This window comes from Mycobacterium sp. TY815, from assembly GCF_030755135.1.
Lineage (GTDB): Bacteria > Actinomycetota > Actinomycetes > Mycobacteriales > Mycobacteriaceae > Mycobacterium.
Window position 1 is genome coordinate 3,909,049 of record NZ_JAUFRX010000001.1, and the last position, 19,009, is coordinate 3,928,057.

Genomic DNA, 19,009 nt, shown 5'->3' on the forward strand with positions numbered 1-19,009 from the left:
TCGGGGCGCGCTATGCGAAATTGCACGTAGTCGCCATAGTCCGAGGAGTTGTGGGCCATGAACTGGTTTTCGGCACCCGAATATCGGCTGGGTGCACTGGTCCTGGAGCGCGGCGTTGCCGCGATCTACCTCGTTGCGTTCGTGGCGGCGGCGCGGCAGTTCCGGGCCCTGATCGGGGAGCGCGGGATGCTGCCGGTGCCGGTGCACCTGGCGAAACGCTCGTTCTGGCGGGCGCCGAGCATCTTTCACCTGCGCTATTCCGACCGGTTGTTCGCCGGGGTGGCGTGGTTCGGCGCGGCCTTGGCGGCCGCGACGGTCGGCGGGCTGGACCTAGTGCCGTTGTGGGCGGCGGTGGCGATGTGGGCGACGCTCTGGGTGCTGTATCTGTCGATCGTCAACGTGGGCCAGGTGTGGTACGGGTTCGGTTGGGAGTCCCTGCTGCTGGAAACCGGTTTCCTGATGATCTTTCTGGGCAACGCGCAGGTGGCTCCACCCGTGCTGACGTTGTGGTTGGTGCGCTGGCTGTTGTTCCGCGTCGAGTTCGGCGCGGGGCTGATCAAGATGCGCGGCGATTCCTGCTGGCGCGATCTCAGTTGTCTTGACTATCACCACGAAACCCAGCCGATGCCGGGCCCGTTGAGCTGGTTCTTCCATCACCTGCCCCGGCCGCTGCATCGAATTGAAGTAGCGGGCAACCACTTTGCACAGCTGGTGGTGCCGTTCGGATTGTTCGCCCCGCAACCCTTCGCCAGTATCGCGGCTGCCGTTATTGTCGTCACCCAGCTGTGGCTGGTGGCTTCGGGTAACTTCGCCTGGCTGAACTGGCTGACGATCTTTCTGGCGTTCAGCGCCGTCGACGTCGGTTCAGTGGCCGTGTTGGTGCACGTTGGCGCCTTCGGGGCCGTGCCCCATCCCCCGGTGTGGTTCGTGGTGCCGGTGATCGCTGTGACCGCGCTGATGCTGGTGCTGAGCTACTGGCCGGTCCGCAACATGCTTTCGCCGGGCCAGCGGATGAATATGTCCTTCAACGCCTTTCATTTGTGCAATACCTACGGCGCGTTCGGCAGCATCAGCCGCATTCGTCAGGAGGTGGTGATCGAAGGCACCGCCGATGCGTCGATCGGCGCTGAGACCGCCTGGCAGGAATATGAATTCAAAGGCAAGCCCACCGCGTTGCGGCGACTACCGCGCCAGTTCGCGCCCTACCATCTGCGACTGGACTGGTTGATGTGGTTCGCCGCCATCTCGCCCGGTTACGCGGTGGCGTGGATGACCCCCTTTCTGCACCGGCTGTTGCGCAGCGACCCGGAGACCTTGAAGCTGTTGCGCCGGAACCCGTTTCCGGATTCACCGCCGCGGTACGTGCGCGCGCAGCTGTACAAGTACCGGTTCACCACGCCCGCCGAGCTGCGTCGCGACCACGCCTGGTGGCACCGGACACTGATCGGCAGCTATGTGCCGCCGATGTCATTGCGGTCGTCAGTTCAGGACAAGTGAGCCGTGGGAGAAGTACGGGCCGGCCCCGGGCGTCAGCGATGAATAGCCGCTGTTGACGATCGGCTGCAGAAATGTGTTCAGACCGTTGACGATTGGCTGCGGGACGCCGAGTTGCTGCAGCGGCAGCAGCATCGGCAGCGTCGGTGACGGAATCATGTAGGTGGTGATGGTGCCGCCCAGCGGAGTGAGGACGCTGGACACCGTGACGGTGTCCGACATCGACGCGTATGCCGTCTGGTTGTGGTAATAGGCCGTCCCGAACAGTGAGTTGACGACTGCCGGGATGTTCCACGGCCGGTCCGGCGGATTGGCCCAGGCGTCGTACTGGGAGAACACCACGCTGACGTCGTACTGGGTATTTGTCAGGGCCTGCACCGTGTAATTCACTATTGGCACCGTGAACCCGTTGGGCAGGTAGGTCTGCATCACGCCGAGTTCCGGACTGGCGAACAGCGCGAACTGCAGTGCGCTGGGCGGCGGGGCGCCGGTCGGGTTCGCCGCCAGGTAGGCCAACTCGCGGTTGACGACCAGGGTTCCCTCCGACAGTGCGGCGATGCGCACCGGCGAGCCACTGCCGTTGACGAACGCGTTCATGATCTGGTCGTTGAGCGCCCGCTGCCCGAATGCGACGGCGTCGTTGACATCGGGAGCCGCCAGGCTGCCGCTGAGAAGGCCCATGCTGGCCGGATAGTTGACGATCTGAGCGAGTGTCCCCGCGAACCAGTTCTGCCCGATGGCGTGGTTGATGAGTTCGTAGCCCTGCAGGATCGACACCGAAAGCGGGCCCGGGACGCTGCCCCCGTACAGCAGTTGACCAAGGTAGGGAAGTCGGGTGAGGAAGTTGGGTAGATAAAGGGGCCCCGCGCCGGGGACGGCGATCCTGGTTCCCGCGGCCGCGTTCGGCACGGCCGACACGTGTCCGGCGTTGGCGATCTCGGTTGTCACGTATGCGTTCGCACTTGCCGCCAGGCGCAGTATCAACCGCTCCTGATACTGAACCGTCTGCGCGGCCACCGCCTGATAGTCGCGGCCGAACGTACTGAACAGCGTCGCCACGGCCGTGGACACCTCGTCTTCAGCCGCGGCCAGCAGCGATGTGGTGGAACGCGCGGCCGCAGCGCCGGCCGCGGTGACCGCGGAACCCACGGCGGCCAGGTCTTCGGCGGCAGCAGTCAGGAAGTCAGGCGCCGCAACGACATACGACACATCTGCCTCCCTGCGGGGGCCGGTTCAGGACGGGGTCGTCGCCAGATTACTCACCGGACGTTATTCATCCTCGCGAATCCGGGAAATTCGGGACTATTTCCTGAAAGAGGAGCGGAAGCCGATCCGGGACTTCCGCGCTTCTTTTCCCGGCATATAGGTAATCTGCTTTTCGGCTGCCGTCCTCATCATCGGGCGCCAGAGCTTCTCGGGGTAATAAAATGTATTCATTCGCGGTTGGCCGTGGTCCACGTGGGCTCATTGAGTCACCGACAAGACCGGCTCGCCGGCAAAGCCGAAACCCGTTGCCATCAATGGCGATACCCCATAGGAAACTCATACCCGCCAACCTATATACGAACTTTGTTTCGTAATCTACGCTTCATGGTATCCGGCCACCTCTGAAAGGGCACGACATGAAGGGCACGATGATCGCAGCTGCGGCGGCGCTCGCAACCATCCTGACAACCAACGCCGCACCCGCCCGGGCCGAGGTCCCGAACTTAGCCGGTGTGTACCTCTACGCGGACGAGGACGGCGACACCGGAATGTGGACCATCAGGACCACCTGCACACCCGACTGCGTCGCTCACGTCACGACCTCTTCAGGGCGCAGCTTCGATGCCGCGCTGGTCGATGGGCGCTATATCAATACCCGGACCATTCCCGGCGGAGTGACCTGCCCGGGTCATACCGCCGGCGACTTCGGCCGCTGGATCCCCGCCAGCGAGCATCCGGTTACCGTCACGCAATGGTGGGACCCGGTGACGCTGACCGGCGAGGTGGATTTCTTCAACGACGCGGCGCCGTGCGCTCTGGCCGACCACCGGGACAGCTTCAGGCTGACGAGAATCGACCGCTGACTACAGTGTCTCGTCCAGCTCGCCCAACCGATCGGTGAGCCGTAGGTTCTCCGAGTAGTCGACCGGGCATGCGATCAGGGACACCCCGTCGTCGTCCAGCGCAGCGCGCAGCGTCGGAAGCAGCTCCTCGGCGCTGGAGATCCGATATCCCTTGGCGCCGAAACTTTCCGCGTACTTCAACACATCGGGATTGCCGAACGACACGTAGTGGTGCTCGCCGAGTTCGAGGTCCATCTTCCACTCGATGAGCCCATATCCGCCGTCCTCCCAGATCAACACGACCAGCGGGATCTTCTCCCGCACCGCGGTCTCGATCTCCTGGGAGTTCATCAGGAACGCGCCGTCACCCACCACCGCCAGCACCTTCGACTCGGGCTGGGCCAGTTTCACCCCCAACGCACCGGGCAGGGCAAAACCCATGGTGGACAGGCCGTTTGAGATCAGGCAGGTGTTGCGCTGATAAGTCGGGTAGAGCCGGGCCATCCACATCTTGGTGGCGCCGGTGTCGACCAGCACCACGTCGCTGCGCCCCAGCGCCGCCCGGGTGTCGGCAACCACCCGCTGCGGCGCCAACGGGAACCGCGAATCACGTTGTCCCCGAGTGAATTCCTCGTCGAGTAACCCCGACCCGGGGACCTCGACGTCGTCGAAGCGGCGCCCGTCCAGCGCGTCGGCCAATTGGTTCAGCGAGTCGCTGATGTCGCCGATGATGCCGACGTCGACCGAGTAGTGCGCGTCAACCTCCGCCGGGAAACGGTGGATGTGGATGATCTTCTTGTCGGCCTGCGGGTTGATGCGGACCGGGTCGAACTCCTGCAACTCATAGCCGACCGCGATGACGACGTCGGCGTTGTCGAACCCGAAGTTGACGTAGTCGTGCCGCATGAACCCCAGGGTTCCGATGGCGTTCGGATGGTCGTCGGGCATCACGCCCTTGCCGTGAAAGCTGTTGGCGACCTTGACGCCAAGCTGTTCGGAGAACCGCACCAGTGCCTCGGTCGCGTCGCTGCGTGCGGCACCGTGCCCGGCCAGCACCACCGGCCGCTGTGCCGTACGCAGGATGTCGACCGCGCGCGCCACCTGGCGGGCCGCCGGCGCGTCCGCGCGAACGACGTTGCGCGGCAGCGGCGCCAGCTCGGGATAGTCGGCAGCATCCGCGTCGATATGTTCGGGCACCGCGAGATACACCGCAGCCGGCCGTTCGGTCTCGGCGACCTTGAACGCTTTGCGGACCATCTCCGGTATGGCCCTGGGGGTCGGCACCGCGGCCGACCACCGGGTGATCGGGGCGAACATCGACACCAGGTCGACGTACTGGTGTGACTCCTTGTACTCGCGGTCCTGACCCACCTGCGCGGAGATGGCGACCATCGGTGTGCTGTTGGTGGTGGCGTCAGCGACGCCGAGCTGCATGTTGATGGCACCCGGACCCAGCGTCGCCGACACCACGGCGGCGCGGCCGGTGACCCGGCCGTACATCTCCGCCATGAACGCCGCGGCTTGTTCGTGCCGGGTCAGGATGTAGCGGATGTCGGAGGCGGCCAGCGCCTTGATCAAGCGGATGTTCTCCTCGCCGGGTATCCCGAAGACGACCGAGACGCCCTCGTTTTCCAGGCACTTGACGATCAGCTCAGCCGCTGTGGACATCCGCTACCTCTCTGTTTCGTTGCTAGTGGCAGGCTAGTTGTTGGACGGTTCACGACAACCCTGACAGGAGGGCCAGCGTGCCCATCGCCACCATCAACCCGGCCACCGGCGAAACAGTCAAAACCTTCACCCCCGCGACCGACGACGACGTCGAAGCAGCGATCGCGCGCGCCTACGCACGCTTCCAGGACTACCGCCGCAACACCACCTATGCCCAGCGTGCCGAGTGGGCAAACGCCACCGCCGACCTGCTCGAAGCCGAGGCGGACGACACCGCGGCCATCATGACTCTCGAGATGGGCAAGACGCTGGCCAGCGCCAAGGCCGAAGTGCTCAAGTGCGCCAAGGGATTTCGTTACTACGCCGAGAACGCCGAGGCGTTGCTCGCCGACGAGCCGGCCGATGCCGGCAAGGTGAACGCATCCCGCGCGTTCACCCGCTACCAGCCGCTGGGCGTGGTACTTGCGGTGATGCCGTGGAACTTCCCGCTGTGGCAGGCCGTGCGGTTCGCGGCGCCGGCGCTGATGGCCGGCAATGTCGGCTTGCTCAAGCACGCGTCCAACGTCCCCCAGTGCGCGCTGTACCTCGCCGACGTCATTGCCCGCGGCGGCTTCCCGGACGGCTGCTTCCAAACGTTGCTGGTCGCCTCGGGTGCGGTTGAGAAGATCCTGCGCGATCCCCGCGTCGCCGCCGCCACGCTGACCGGCAGCGAACCGGCCGGGCAGTCGGTGGGCGCCATCGCCGGGGACGAGATCAAGCCGACCGTGCTGGAACTCGGTGGCAGCGACCCGTTCATCGTGATGCCGTCGGCGGATCTGGACGCAGCGGTGAAGACGGCGGTCACCGGCAGGGTCCAGAACAACGGGCAGTCCTGCATCGCCGCTAAACGCTTCATCGTCCACACCGACATCTACGACGAATTCCTCGACAAGTTCGTCGCCCGGATGCAGGCGCTGAAGGTCGGTGACCCCACTGACCCGGACACCGACGTCGGGCCGCTGGCCACCGAGTCCGGCCGCGACGAGATCGCCCAGCAGGTCAAGGACGCCGCCGCGGCGGGCGCCACAATCCGCTGCGGCGGCGAGACTCCCGACCGGCCGGGCTGGTTCTACCCGCCGACGGTCATCAGCGACATCACCAAGGACATGGCGCTCTACACCGAGGAAGTGTTCGGCCCCGTCGCGTCGGTGTACCGGACCGCCGACATCGACGAGGCGATCGAGATCGCCAACGCCACCACCTTCGGGCTGGGGTCGAACGCCTGGACCGAGGACGAGGCCGAGCAGCAGCGCTTCATCGACGACATCGTGGCCGGCGCTGTCTTCATCAACGGCATGACGGTGTCCTATCCGGAGCTGCCGTTCGGCGGCGTCAAGCGGTCCGGCTACGGCCGCGAGCTGGCGGGCCTGGGAATCCGGGAGTTCTGCAACGCCAAGACGGTGTGGGTGGGGTAGCGCCCCTCAGACCGCGGCCAGCGCGCGCTCGTCTTCGTCGGCGAAGTCGTCCTCGAGCTGCACCGGCGAGTAATCGAGGTCGATCTTCGAGCCGCCCGCCACCATCGAACCGGTATGGGTGCGTGTCACGTGACCTCCTGTGATCGGGCCGGGTTCGGGGCCTGGCCGGCGGCCGGACGCGGCGCGGAGAACGCGTCCGACAGCACCGCGACGAGTCGGCGCACGGCGAGCGCAGGTTGTTCGGGAGTGGGCTCGTCCAGACCGAGGATCGGGTCCAGACCGCGCATGTAGGGCGCCAGCGCCAGGTGCGGAAAGATCATCAGCAACAACGACAACAACGCGTCGGTGTCGGAATCGGCACGCAGATCGCCGCGCCGGTGTGCCTCGGTCACCAGCGGGCGCAGCACCTCCAGGTAGTGCCGGTGGATGACGTTGCGGACGCTGATGCGCGCGTCGGTGTCGACCTCCAGCGTCGCCGCGGCGTGCAGTGCGCGCTCACGGGGATGCTCGGCGTAATAGGCGACCCAGACGTCCAGTAGATCGGTCAGAAACTCGAAGAACGGCCTGCTCGGATCGAGTTCGCGGATGGTGCCCTCGATGTAGGCCCGCACGCGCTGGCTGCCGACGTCGGCGATGTAGGCGTAGAGGTCACGCTTGTCCGCGAAGTACTGGAAGAGGCTGCCCTTGGCGACGCCGGCGCGCCGGGCGATGACGTTGAGGCTGCCATTGGAGAACCCATGGGCACCGAACTCGGCCTCCGCCGCCTCGATGACCGCGGCCCGGCGGGCCGGGTCGACACGTGCCCAGGTAACCGTCGGCATTGGCCTCCCCTCGCCGTAAATGACCACTGGTCATTCTACTGTGAGCCAGTTCACAGTCAAGGCGCGTCAGCGTGCGTCAGGGGCGCATCTCGTACGCCCCGTTGAGGGGCAGCACGAATTCCTTCCACACGGTGTCGTAGCGCGCCGGATCGTTGGCCGGACGGCGAATCATGCGCAACGCGAACTTGGCCTGTTCGTCGGTGGTGGCGGCCTTGTCGTGCAGCTCCACGGCGTAGGTATCGAAGTCGCGGACCAGCAGCCCGAAGATCTCGTCGAGCAGCGCCTCGTCCACTCCGGACAACGGGGCTTCCTCCAGGATCAGCTGCGCGTACGGCACCAGCGCGAAGATCTGTCCCACACCGAAGGCGAAGTCGATGTCCTTCTGCTGCGCCGCATCCGGGGTGGCGCCGGCCAGCATCTCGGCCAGCACGTCGATCTGCTGACGCAGCAGCGCGACGTTCGGCAGGTGCCCGTAGCTGTCGAACGGCGCCCGCCAGTCGTGGAAGCGGACCTTGCCCAGACCGCCGGTGGGTCCCTGGTTGAACAGGAACGTGTCGTCGGCGTCGTCGTCGCGGCGGCCGATCAGCGGCAGCGCGCCGTCCGGAGCGAACAGGAAGTTCGGCATGAACTTGGCCAGCAGCCCGATGTTGATGTGGACGGTGCCCTCCAGCCGGGGCAGCAGGCCGATCTCGCGGGCGACGGTCTCGAAGAAGGTGTCCTTCTCGACGCCCTTGGCCGCGATGACGTCCCACAGCGCGGTGATCACCCGCTCGCCCTCGCTGGTCACCTTGGCCTTGGTCAGCGGGCTGTACAGCAGGTAGCGACGGTCCTCGGCCGACGCGCTGCGCATGTAGTCCGAAGCCCGGGCGCACACCAGCCGCATGGCGACGAGCCGCGCGTAGGCGTCGGTGAACAGCCGGCGGACGTGGCTGAAGTCGGTGACGACGGTGCCGTACAGGTGCCGGTTGGCGGCGTGGTTGATGGATTCGTAGAAGGCGTGCGTGCACATGCCGACGGCGCCCCAGCCGAGGTTGTACTTGCACACGTTGACCGTGTTCAGCGCGGCGTGGAAGGCGCCCATGCCGCGGTGCAGCAGGTCGGCCTCGGTGACGGGGTAGTCGTGCAGCGCGTAGTTGGCCACGTAGTTCTGCGAGTTGACGACGTTCTTCTTGCACTCGTACCGGTCGTCCTGGGAGTCCGCGGCGAAGAAGACGTACTCCGGCGAACCGGAACCGTCGTCGATGCGGCCGAACGTCGAAACCATCCGCGCGACGTTGGCGTTGCCGATGTAGTACTTCTCGCCGTTGGCGACCCAGCCGTGCTCGGACGGCGTGAGGATCAGATCGGTCTGATAGACGTCGGCGCCGTGCGTCTGCTCGGACAGGCCGAAGGCGAACACCTCACCCTGCTCCAGCTGGGCGGCGGCCTTGCGCTTGGCGTCCTCGTTGTCGCTCATCCAGATCGGGCCCAGACCCAGGGCGGTCACCTGGAAGGGGTACCAGTAGCTCAGGCCGTAAAAGCCGATGATCTCGGCGAATTCGCTGATCCGGTAGGTGTCCCAGCGGCAGTCGGCCGCGCCGTACTCGGCCGGCGTCATCAGCGAGGCGAAGATGCGGTTCTCGGCGATGTGGTTGAGGAAGTCGGAATACCAGACGCGCTCGTGGTCGTCGTGCTTGAGCTTCGCCTTACCCCGGTTCTCGAAGAAGTCCACCGTGGCCTGCATGATCTCCCCCGACCGGGCATCCGGGTACTTGCGTTGCAGTTTGTTGGGATTGAGCAGCATGACGGTGGCTCCAGAGCGATTTCGGATTGAGGACGGGTAGACCGTACTTCAATACCTGCTCACCCGTACAAAAACCCGGTGGGAGATGGGTCAGACGTGCGCTGGCGAGACCCGCGCAAGGCCGGATCAGCCGCCGGCCCCGCCGCTGCCACCGTCCCCGCCGGCCCCGCCGTTCACGGGATCGCCCACGGGTAGTCGTCCGGGCTCGCCGGGCAGGCCGGCACTGCCCTGGTTGCCGCCGGTGCCGCCGGTACCGCCACCGCCCCCGGTGCCGCCGGGCGCGAAAGCGCTCGGCGTGATCAAACCCGTACCTCCCTTGCCGCCGGCGCCGCCGACACCGCCGGCACCGCCGGCACCTCCGCTACCGCCGGGGGTGACGGTATCGCCACCGGCGCCGCCGTCACCGCCGCGGCCGCCATTTCCGGCGTACTCGGTGATCTCGAAACCGTTGTTGCTGAACGCGTTTCCGCCGTCGCCGCCGCTACCGCCCCGGCCGCCGGTGCCCCCTTCGATGGTGCCCGCGCCGCCGGTGCCGCCCTGCCCGCCCGCGCCGCCGCGGGAGCCGAATGAGTCGATGCCGCCGGTGCCGCCGCTACCGCCGGTCCCGCCGATCAGTCCCTGCCCGCCGTCGCCGCCGCGTCCGCCTGCTCCACTGGGCCCGCCGAACCGGTACGCGTTACCGAAGTTGCCGCCGCTGCCACCGCTGCCACCGCCACCGCCGTTGCCGGCGAGGCCGTCGACACCGCCCCGGCCGTTGGTGACTCCGGTTCCGCCGTTGCCACCGGCGCCGCCGGAACCTGCGCCGCCACCGTCACCACCCTGTCCGCCGGCACCGACCCGCTGCAGCAGGCTCGCGTCGATTCCCTTGCCACCGGCGCCGCCAACGCCGCCGGTGCCGCCGAGTCCTCCGGCGCCGCCGCTGCCGCCGCCGCCGTGCAGCGACTGTCCGCCGTCGCCGCCGATACCACCGGTGCCACCCACACCGCCGGTGCCGCCCCGCTGACCATCGGGTCCGGCGATCAGGGTGCCCGTTCCATCGGCGCCGGTGATCCCCGCGCCGCCACTGCCGCCGTTGCCGGCGGCCCCGCCCCGACCGCCATCGCCGTAGTCGGCGTCCCCGCCGCGACCTCCCAGACCGCCGCTACCTCCGGTGCCGCCCCCGCCGACGGCATGTCCGCCGTCGCCGCCGGTGCCGCCGTTGCCACCGTTGCCACCGTTGCCGTAGCCCAGAGCGTGTCCGCCGGCCCCGGCGTCGCCACCCGCGCCACCATCGCCTGCCCGCGCGCCGCCCGTGCCACCAGCACCGCCGTGGCCACCGTCACCGCCTTGGCCGGCAGTGGACGGGTCCCCAGCATGGCCGTCGCCGCCGTGCCCCCCAGCACCGCCGTTGCCGTACGTCCCGCCGTGGCCGCCGTCTCCGCCATCGCCGGCGGGGCCGGACCCAACCAGGCCGTTGGCACCGTTGCCGCCCGTGCCACCGTTTCCGCCGCTGGTGGGAGTGATTCCGGTTGCTCCTTGGACCGGGAAGCGGGCCCCGAAGCCACCCGCGCCACCGGACCCGCCCAAACCGGGGTTTCCGCCGTCACCGCCCCGCCCACCGCGGCCATTGTTGACGGCCATGTCCCCGTCCTGCCCGTTGCCGCCGTCGCCGGGGGTGCCGCCGTTTCCGCCGTCACCACCAGCTCCGCCGAAGCCGTAATTGCCCCAGGAACCGGCGGTCGCGGCGCCTCCGGCGCCACCCTTGCCACCGGCACCACCAGAACCGCCGTTGCCTCCGTCAGCTCCATGACCACCATCGGCACCCGCATCGGCGCCGTCGGCACCCGCCAGGCCGTTGCTGCCCGCGCCGCCCCGGCCGCCCTGGCCACCCCAGCCGCCGGCCCCACCGTCACCGGCTTTCGTCCCACCCGCGCCGCCGGCGCCGCCGGCACCGCCGGCACCACCGGCGCCGCCATCGGTCGCGGTGCTACTCGGCGCCGCCGACACGCCGGCCGCGCCGTCCCCGCCCGGGCCGCCTCGGCCGCCGTTGCCGTAGAGGCCGCCGTTGCCGCCGGCGCCACCCGCAGCACCGGTTCCTCCGGGTGTGATCGCGTCGGCACCAAACCCGCCGGCTCCGCCATTCCCTCCGCTGGTGGGTGAAAATCCGTACTGTCCGTTCGCTGCTCCGACATTATTGGCGCCCAGTCCCCCGGCGCCGCCGGCACCGCCGAGGCCCGGGTTTCCGCCGTCGCCGCCGCGCCCGCCGACACCGTCGTTGACGGTGAAACTCCCGTAACGCCCGTCTCCGCCATCGCCCGCGGCGCCGCCGGCACCGCCGACACCACCGACCCCACCCGCTCCGTGGCCATTCGCTTGATTCAGCGCACCGCCGCTGCCGCCGGCGCCCCCGGCGCCGCCGGCGCCACCATTACCGCCATGTCCACCGTTGCCGCCGTCGGCGCCGAAAGTGACACCGTCGGCACCCCTGAGGCCATCTCCGCCGGCCCCTCCGGCGCCGCCGGCACCGCCGGCCCCACCGAGCCCGGTCATCCAGTTCCCCGCGCCGCCGGTGCCGCCGGCCCCGCCCTGGCCGCCCTGGCCGCCCGGGCCGATCGCGGCGCCTCCGAGTCCGCCGACTCCACCAGCGCCGCCGTTACCGTTCAACCAGCCCCCGGCGCCGCCGTTACCGCCCCGGGCGCCGGTCCCGCCGGCCATCGCGGCAGCGCCTCCGGCTCCACCAGCACCGCCGTTGCCGAGCATCCCTGCGGCTCCGCCGTTGCCGCCGTTCTGGCCGGGAGCACCCGAGCCGCCCGCGCCTCCGTTACCGATCAACAGCCCGCCCGCCCCGCCGGCCTGGCCGGTACCCGGTGCACCGTTGGCGCCGTCACCGATCAACGGCCGGCCCAGCAAGGCCTGGGTCGGTGCGTTGAGGACCCCCAACACTCCGGACTGCGCCAGCTGTAGCGCGTTGCCGGCCTCCGCGCCGGCATAGGCCCCCGCGCTGATGCCCAGATTCCGCACGAACTGCTCGTAGAAGGCGCTCATCTGCGAACTCACGGCCTGATATTGCGTGCCGTGGGTGGCGAACAACGCCGCGACAGTCGCGGAAATCTCGTCTTCGGCGGCGGGCAGCAATGTCGTCGTCGAAAAAGCCGCAGCGCTGTGCGCCGCGCTCAGCGCCGAACCGAGTCGGGCCAGGTCCGAGGCTGCTCCGGCTACCCATGAGGACGAGACGGACACAAACGACATAAGACCCACCATTCGAAGACGCCCGACGCTCTGTCGCGGGGCGACGGTAACGCGCCGCGAACAGGCACGTCAACGAAAAAATATGTAAACGTATGAGATGCATATTCAAATACGATGTGGTAACGGATCGTTCTAGCGGTGGCCTGAGCACCTGGCTGAGCATCGTCGAAGACGACGCGGAAACGTTCGGCGAAGACACTTTCCGCCGTTCCTTACGAGGGCTTAAAAATGCCTCCGCGGCGACCTAGCATCAAAGGCGTGTCAGAACTAAATACCGCCCGGGGAACCCTCGATACCGCCGATCTCGGCGTCACGCTCATGCACGAGCACGTGTTCATCATGACCACGGAAATAGCGCTGAATTACCCCGAAGCCTGGGGTGACGAAGAGAAACGGGTGGCCGACGCCGTAGCCCGCCTCAACGAGCTGAAGTCCCGCGGCGTGGACACCATCGTCGACCTGACGGTGATCGGACTCGGTCGCTATATCCCGCGCATTGCGCGCGTGGCGGCCCAGACCGAGCTGAATATCGTTGTGGCGACCGGGCTTTACACCTACAACGACATTCCGTTCCGGTTCCACTACGAAGGGCCGGGCGGCATGCTCGACGGCCCCGAGATCATGACCGACATGTTCGTCCGCGACATCGAGCAGGGCATTGCCGATACCGGGATCAAGGCCGGCATCCTCAAATGTGCCACCGACGAACCCGGCATCACCCCGGGCGTCGAACGGGTGTTGCGGGCGGTCGCCCAGGCCCACAAGCGCACCGGCGTTCCGATCTCCACCCACACCCACGCCGGACTGCGGCGCGGGCTCGAGCAGCAGCGCATCTTCGAAGAGGAAGGCGTGGACCTGACCCGGGTGATCATCGGACACTCCGGCGACAGCACCGACGTCGGCTATCTCGAAGAGCTGATCTCCGCCGGGTCGTATCTGGGAATGGACCGGTTCGGCATCGACGTGATCCTGCCGTTCGAGGAGCGGGTTCAGATCGTGGCGACCATGTGCGAGCGCGGGCACGCCGACAAGATGGTGCTCTCGCACGACGCCAACTGCTACTTCGACGCGCTGCCCGAGGCGCTGGTTCCGCAGATGGCGCCGAATTGGCACTACCTGCACATCCACAACGACGTCATCCCCGCGCTCAAGCAGCGCGGCGTCACCGACGAGCAGATCCACACCATGCTCGTGGAGAACCCGCGCAAGATCTTCGATCGCCAGGGCGCCTATCAGTGACGGTCCCGTCGATCGGAACCCAGATCTCGCAGCTGGCCGCGCGCGCCCCCGACGAGCCGGCCGTCAGCTGCGACGGCAGCACCATCACCCGCCGCGATCTCGACCTGTCCACCAACCGCTTGGCCCGCGCCTACGCCGAGCGCGGCGTCGGGGTCGGCGACTACGTGACGATCGTGCTGCCCAACTCCGTGGAATGGATTCAGGCGGCGGTGGCGTGCTGGAAGTTGGGGGCAGTGCCGCAGCCGTTGTCGCCGCGACTGCCCCAAGCGGAGTTCGCCGACCTGTTGGGGTTGCGCCCCTCAGCCCTGCTGGTGGGCCGCGATCATCCCGGAACACCCAGTGTGCCAAAAGGTTTCGCGCCAGCGGCCTCGGATGCACCGCTTCCTGAAGCGGTGTCGCCGTGCTGGAAGTCGATGGCGTCGGGCGGCAGCACCGGGCGGCCGAAGCTCATCGAGGCCGGCGGCGACAGTCGGGTCCCGCCGGCGATCGGCTACCCGCTGGGCATGCAGGAGGGCGACACCACGCTGGTGCCGGTGCCGCTGACGCACAACACCGGGTTCACCACCGCCCTGATCGCGCTGATCATGCGCCAGCACCTGGTGTTGATGAGCCGGTTCGACCCGCACGAATTCCTGGCGACGATCGGGCGCCACCGCGTCAGCTTCCTGGTCACCGTGCCGACGATCATGCAGCGACTGCTGCCGGTGTACCGGGCCGATCCGGAATCGTATGACCTGTCCTCGCTGCGACGGTTGTGGCACCTGGCCGCACCGTGCCCTCCGGCGGTCAAGCAGGCCTGGATCGACCTGATCGGGCCCGAGAAGGTCTGGGAACTCTACGGCGGCACCGAGTTACAGGCGTTGACCTTCATTTCCGGCGACCAGTGGCTGACGCACCCGGGCTCGGTCGGGCAGGTGGTCAGCGGGGAGATGAAGGTACTCGACGACGACGGCAATGAATGCCAGCCCGGCGTAGTCGGCGAGATTTACATGCGTCCGAACCCCGGCAGCGCGCCGACGTATCGCTACATCGGCTCCACCGCGAAGTCGCGCGACGGCTGGGATTCGCTGGGCGACCTCGGTTACTTCGACGACGAAGGCTTCCTGTATCTGTCGGACCGCCGGGTCGACATGTTCACCGCCGGAGGCCGCAACGTCTACCCGGCCGAGATCGAGAACGCGCTGTCGGCTCACCCAGAAGTGTTGTCCTGCTTAGTGGTTGGGGTTCCCGATGACGACCTGGGCCAGGTGCCCTACGCGCTGGTGCATACCCTCGACGGATCCGGCCTGGACGCCACGGCCGTGCGCGAATTCGTCGGGGAACGGCTGGCGGCCTACAAAGTGCCCCGTATCGTGGAGTTCGTCGACGCGCCACTGCGCGACGACGCCGGCAAGGCGCGTCGCTCCGCGGTGCGCGACACCATCATTGCGCGATTGCAGGTTGGGGGCCCGTGATGGATGCCACCCGGTATTCGGCGTTGAGCGACGTCGGGTGCGAGCGGTCCGACAACCAGGACCGCTGGGGCGCCGATCCCGACCAGCGCCTGTTCATGGTGGCCGACGGCGTCGGCGGCAGCCGGGACGGGGCGCTGGCCGCCCAGACCATGGTCGACATCCTGCCCCGCTATGTCGCCCACCATCTTCCGTCCGATCAGCGCGACGCGGCGAATGGGCCGGAGCGTCTGGGCCGGGCCATCGCCGAACTGTCCGACGATCTGCACTCAAAAGCACAGACCGATGCCAGGTACGCGGGAGCCAACAGCACCCTGGTCGCGCTCGTCGTCGTCGGGTCGCGTGCGTTGGTCGCCCACCTGGGTGACAGCCGCGCCTATCTGCTGCGCGACGGGCAGCTGACCCAGCTCACCCGTGACCACACCCTGGTGCAGTCGCTGGTGGATGCGAATCAGGTCCAGGCCGAGGACGCCGGGAACCTGCGGGTGCGCAATGTGGTGACGCGGTACATGGGAATGAAGCCGCCGGCCAAAGCCGACTCCAGCGCTCAGGACCTGTCGGACGGCGACCGGATCCTGTTGTGCAGCGACGGTTTACACGGCATCGTCAAGGAACCGACGCTGACCCGGATTCTGGGCAAGTACGACGATCCCGGCGAGGTGTGCGCCGCGCTGATCGCCGCGGCCCGGGGCGAGGGTGCGCCGGACAACGTCACCGCGCTGGTGGTCGACGTTTCCGGCTCGTAGCCCGGGTGACCGTCCTTCGGCGGTGGACCACCGGGTGCCGCGGCGGCCTCACGGTGTTCGTCTGCTACCTGCTGGCGGCCGTCGTGCTGACCATCGGCGCCTGGCGCAATCCGATGTCCGGCTGGGCCGGCGGCTGCTGCGATCAGGAGCAGACGATCTGGTACCTGGGCTGGGCGCCGCACGCCCTCGCGCACGGGCACAACCCGTTCTTCACGACGCAGATCGGTGCGCCCGCCGGGGTCAACCTGATGTGGAACACCCCGATGACACTGCTCGGGCTGCTCGGGTGGCTCCCGGCGAAAATCGGCGGCCCGATCTTCGGATTCAACGTGCTGATGGTGCTCGGCGTCGCCCTCAGCGGCTGGACCGCATGGCTGGCGATCCGGCGCTGGACCGGCGACGGCCCCGGCCCCATCGTCGGTGGCGCGGTGTACGCCTTCTCTCCCTACATCGCCTCGCACGCCGCGCTGCACCTCAATCTCGCATCGGCCTGGGTTCCCCCGCTGGTGCTGATCGCCATCGACGACCTGCTGGTGACCCGGCGCCGACCGCCCTGGCAGGCGGGGGCGGCACTCGGCTTGCTGGCAACAGCACAGCTGCTGATCGCGGCGGAGATGCTGGCGACCGGCGTCGTGGCCGTCGCGGTGCTGATTTGCGTGCTGGCCCTGGTCGGCCGGTCGCACCGGCGCGACGCACTGCCCCGGCTCGTTCCCGGCCTGGCGGTTGCCGTGCTGGTCTTCCTCACGCTTTCGGCCTGGCCCCTGATCATCCAGTTCTTCGGACCACAACGCATCACCAAGCAGGTTCAGGACCCCAAGACCTTCTCCACCGACCTGCTGAACCTGGTCATTCCGACGCCGTATCAACTGATCGCCCCGCAGGCGGCCACCCGGGTGTCCGAGCACTTCAGCGGCCTGTACCACGAGGCGACGGCCTATCTCGGCCTGCCGCTGCTGGTCATCCTCGTCGTCGTGGCCGTCCGGCAGTGGGGCGACCAGCGAATCCGCGGCGCGAGTGGCACCGGCGGTCTGCTGCTGGTGCTCTCGCTCGGACCCTGGCTGCATATCGGCGCGGAGGCGGTGCCCGTCCCGCTTCCCTGGCTGCCCTTCAGCACGCTGCCACTGCTGCGCCACGTGCTGCCGGGGCGCTTCACGCTGTTCGTCTGGCTGGCGGTCGCGGTGATCGTCGCGATCGCCCTCGCGCGGGCGACCCGGCTGGCCCCGCGCCCCAGGGCGCAGTGGCTGCTCGCGGTGGCCGCGGCGATCGCGGTGATCATCCCCGCTCCGCTCCAGCGGATGCCGTTCTACACTCCCGCCTTCTTCCGGACGTGGGCGAGCCACCACATCGGGTCCGACGAAACGGTGCTCGTCGCGCCGTATTTCCGCGACCCACAGGGCCGGGCCGCACCGATGCTGTGGGCGGCGGAGACCGACTACGGGCTGCGCATGCCGGAGGCCTACGCCTACATGCCGCAACCGGACGGTGGGACCCGGCCCGGGCCGCCCGCGACGCGGCTGTTCTCGGTGATGGTGGCGATTCAGGAAGGCACGTCGCTGGTGGCGCGCGGTGAGATTCGCGACCAGGTGAGCGCCGATCTGGCGCGGGCGGGAGTGCGCCACGTGATCGTCGGGCCGACACGCGGGTGGCAGGAGATGATCGCCTTCTTCAGCGATCTTTTCGGTCGGGCGCCCGACTACGTCGGCGAGATCGCAATCTGGCGCGACGTCGATGTCCAGGGGGTTGTCGCGCCGCCGCCCTGAGCCGCTAGGGCGCGACCGCGTCCGCCTCGATGTCCTGCGACTCGGTGTTGCGTTCGCGTTTCTCCCAGCGACGCAACGCTTCCCGGCACGGCGACTCGACCAGCGCGTAGCTCACCGCGGCGATCGCGATTCCGAACACCAGGGTCAGTGCCAGCACCACCGGCATGTGGCCGTTGAACGCGAAGATGCCGAGCACCGGGAACACCATGTCCAGCGCGGCCAGGTGCCAGATGAACAGGCCGTAGGACCAGCGGCCCAGGGTCACCATCACCGTGCTGCCCAGCAGCCCGTGCGCAGTGTGCGGCCGGTCCAGCACCAGCGGCGCCAGCAGAGCGAAAGCCACCACCGACCCCATCGCGGTCTTCACCGAGAACTGCAGCGCGCTGCTGGGCACCAGACCCGCCGGCCCCGCCAGCGGCGAGGCCGCCACCAGGTAGGCCGACACCGCGATCGCTGCCATCAGGATGCGGCCCACTTTTTTGGCAGCCAGCCGGTGGATCCACCCGAGCGGAGTGTGCACCAACTCAGCCAGGATCATGCCCGCCGCGAACCAGGAGAAGTAGGCGGGCGGCCAGTTCAGCGGATTCGCGCCGGGGCCGCCGCCCAGCACCGCCAGCGGCAGCCAGCCCCACGCCCAGCTCAGCGCACTCAGTGCGGCGATGACGGGCAGCCGCGCACCGACCGGAATCCGGCGCGCGAGCCACGCCAGGATCGGCAACGCCAAATAGAAGGTCACCTCCACCGACAGGCTCCACATCTGCGTGAGGCCGCCGGTCAGCGTCAGGGGCACATAGATCTGGGTGAGCGTCAGGTTGGCCAGCCAGACCGTCGGACTGGCGTGGTTGGAGTCGGGCAGCAGGGTCAGGATCACCACCACCGCCACCAGGTAGGCCGGCATGATGCGGACCACCCGGGAGCGCAGGTAGTGCCCGGTGCGGGGACGCGGTTTGAGGTCGCGTTCGGCCGCGGCGTGCCCGCGCCACAACAGGAATCCCGACAAGGCGAAGAACACCGCGACGGCCAGGTCGAAACGGCCGAACAGACGGCCGTCGATGCCGCTGGAATGCCCCGTCTGAAAGGCCACGTGGGTGATGACCACGCCGATGGCCGCACAGGCGCGCATTCCCTCGACGGCGGGCAGGAAGTTGCGGGTGCCACCCACCTGCAGGCCGTCAGTCACGGTCCCAGTTTGCCTGTGCGTGTTGCCGGCGGCAGCGGGTACACCTCGGGCCGGGCCGGGTCCGTACATTGGGCCCTGGGTTCGCGCCTAGGTTCATACGGAGCGGCACCGCGTTCTCCTGTTAGGGTCGAACGGGT

At 68.2% G+C, this 19,009-nt stretch carries 14 protein-coding genes; 7 read left to right on the forward strand and 7 right to left on the reverse strand.

Features of this window, described 5'->3' with window-relative positions:
- Positions 1-57 precede the first annotated feature (57 nt).
- Positions 58-1,497: a lipase maturation factor family protein gene (locus QXK92_RS17010; RefSeq protein WP_306243092.1), complete on the forward strand. Its 1,440-nt coding sequence runs from the start codon at positions 58-60 to the stop codon at positions 1,495-1,497.
- On the opposite strand, the gene QXK92_RS17015 is transcribed toward QXK92_RS17010, so the two are convergent.
- Complete coding sequence (locus tag QXK92_RS17015) at positions 1,480-2,703, reverse strand: PE-PPE domain-containing protein (RefSeq protein ID WP_306243094.1); 1,224 nt, start codon at positions 2,701-2,703, stop codon at positions 1,480-1,482. The genes QXK92_RS17010 and QXK92_RS17015 overlap by 18 nt on opposite strands.
- A 413-nt stretch (positions 2,704-3,116) precedes the next feature.
- Here QXK92_RS17015 and QXK92_RS17020 point away from each other — a divergent pair, with 413 nt between their 5' ends.
- On the forward strand, positions 3,117-3,563 hold the full coding sequence (locus tag QXK92_RS17020) for a hypothetical protein (protein ID WP_306243097.1): 447 nt from the start codon (positions 3,117-3,119) through the stop codon (positions 3,561-3,563).
- Here QXK92_RS17020 and QXK92_RS17025 read toward each other — a convergent pair whose 3' ends face one another.
- Entirely contained in the window at positions 3,564-5,210 is a 1,647-nt protein-coding gene (locus QXK92_RS17025; protein WP_306243100.1) for an acetolactate synthase large subunit, read from the reverse strand.
- 77 nt (positions 5,211-5,287) lie between these two features.
- Here QXK92_RS17025 and QXK92_RS17030 point away from each other — a divergent pair, with 77 nt between their 5' ends.
- A complete protein-coding gene (locus tag QXK92_RS17030; RefSeq protein WP_306243102.1) occupies positions 5,288-6,664 on the forward strand; it encodes an NADP-dependent succinic semialdehyde dehydrogenase in 1,377 nt (458 codons plus the stop codon).
- Positions 6,665-6,670: 6 nt separating this feature from the next.
- Here the strand turns inward: QXK92_RS17030 and QXK92_RS17035 are convergent, their stop codons facing one another.
- The 4 genes from QXK92_RS17035 to QXK92_RS17050 form a co-directional block, all read right to left on the reverse strand.
- A complete protein-coding gene (locus QXK92_RS17035; RefSeq protein WP_306244557.1) occupies positions 6,671-6,793 on the reverse strand; it encodes a hypothetical protein in 123 nt (40 codons plus the stop codon).
- The gene (locus QXK92_RS17040) at positions 6,790-7,485 is read right to left on the reverse strand and encodes a TetR/AcrR family transcriptional regulator (protein ID WP_306243104.1); all 696 of its coding nucleotides are present in this window, start codon (positions 7,483-7,485) and stop codon (positions 6,790-6,792) included. The genes QXK92_RS17035 and QXK92_RS17040 overlap by 4 nt, the downstream gene beginning before the upstream one ends.
- A 76-nt stretch (positions 7,486-7,561) precedes the next feature.
- Positions 7,562-9,268 carry an acyl-CoA dehydrogenase gene (locus QXK92_RS17045; protein WP_306243106.1) on the reverse strand — a complete coding sequence of 569 codons (1,707 nt, stop codon included), beginning with the start codon at positions 9,266-9,268 and terminating at the stop codon, positions 7,562-7,564.
- 126 nt (positions 9,269-9,394) lie between these two features.
- Entirely contained in the window at positions 9,395-12,496 is a 3,102-nt protein-coding gene (locus tag QXK92_RS17050) for a PE family protein (protein WP_306243108.1), read from the reverse strand.
- A 258-nt stretch (positions 12,497-12,754) separates the two neighbouring features.
- Between QXK92_RS17050 and QXK92_RS17055 the strand changes: the two genes are divergently transcribed.
- From QXK92_RS17055 to QXK92_RS17070, 4 genes are read left to right on the forward strand one after another with little or no spacing between them, the layout of a single operon-like run.
- The gene (locus QXK92_RS17055) at positions 12,755-13,735 is read left to right on the forward strand and encodes a phosphotriesterase-related protein (RefSeq protein ID WP_306243110.1); all 981 of its coding nucleotides are present in this window, start codon (positions 12,755-12,757) and stop codon (positions 13,733-13,735) included.
- Positions 13,732-15,189 (forward strand): AMP-binding protein, encoded by a 1,458-nt coding sequence (locus QXK92_RS17060; protein WP_306243111.1) that lies wholly within the window; start codon positions 13,732-13,734, stop codon positions 15,187-15,189. The genes QXK92_RS17055 and QXK92_RS17060 overlap by 4 nt, the downstream gene beginning before the upstream one ends.
- Positions 15,189-15,932, forward strand: coding sequence for a PP2C family serine/threonine-protein phosphatase (locus QXK92_RS17065; RefSeq protein WP_306243112.1), 744 nt, complete (start codon positions 15,189-15,191; stop codon positions 15,930-15,932). Before QXK92_RS17060 ends, QXK92_RS17065 begins: the two co-directional genes overlap by 1 nt.
- A 5-nt stretch (positions 15,933-15,937) precedes the next feature.
- Complete coding sequence (locus tag QXK92_RS17070) at positions 15,938-17,692, forward strand: DUF3488 domain-containing protein (protein ID WP_306243114.1); 1,755 nt, start codon at positions 15,938-15,940, stop codon at positions 17,690-17,692.
- Positions 17,693-17,696: 4 nt separating this feature from the next.
- On the opposite strand, the gene QXK92_RS17075 is transcribed toward QXK92_RS17070, so the two are convergent.
- The gene (locus QXK92_RS17075; protein WP_371934520.1) at positions 17,697-18,941 is read right to left on the reverse strand and encodes an acyltransferase family protein; all 1,245 of its coding nucleotides are present in this window, start codon (positions 18,939-18,941) and stop codon (positions 17,697-17,699) included.
- Between the last annotated feature and the right edge of the window lie 68 nt (positions 18,942-19,009).